Origin of the sequence: Pseudoalteromonas sp. BSi20495, from assembly GCF_000241185.1 — a bacterium.
Lineage (GTDB): Bacteria > Pseudomonadota > Gammaproteobacteria > Enterobacterales > Alteromonadaceae > Pseudoalteromonas > Pseudoalteromonas fuliginea.
Window position 1 is genome coordinate 1 of the sequence record NZ_BADY01000193.1, and the last position, 436, is coordinate 436.

General features: G+C 39.2%; 1 protein-coding gene. It reads left to right on the forward strand.

What is annotated here, in order from left to right; all coding sequences use genetic code 11:
- Positions 1–40: 40 nt before the first annotated feature.
- On the forward strand, positions 41–436 hold a 396-nt coding region (locus P20495_RS21130), incomplete at its 3' end, for a hypothetical protein (RefSeq protein ID WP_033016501.1).

Consider the following 436-nt stretch of genomic DNA (forward strand, 5'->3'; position numbering starts at 1 on the left):
GCTCACTAATTTAAACAATTGGCATAACAGGACTACGACCATGAAAATACTTATCAAAACTATCGCTCTTAGCTCACTACTTACATGTTCAGCTGCTGCAGTAGCTGATGCAAGTGATTACAAATTAATGGTTATTGAAACTGCAACAGCGCCACAGCCACTTGAGCAATCATTTAACAGCTGTGCACTGAATGTTAAGTCAAAAAATTATGCAGAAGCTGAAACAATTTGTACACAAGCAATTGCGCTTTTAAAAGACGCAGATGGCCCTAAATTTAAAGTACGCCAACTTACATCGTTTGCATTAAGCAATCGTGGTGTTGCACGTTTAAAAGCGAACAACGACACTGCTGGCCTTGCTGATTTATACGAAGCAAACCAAATGTCTACAAGTACAATGGTATCGCACAACTTATCTCGTGCTAAAGAAGAGCTT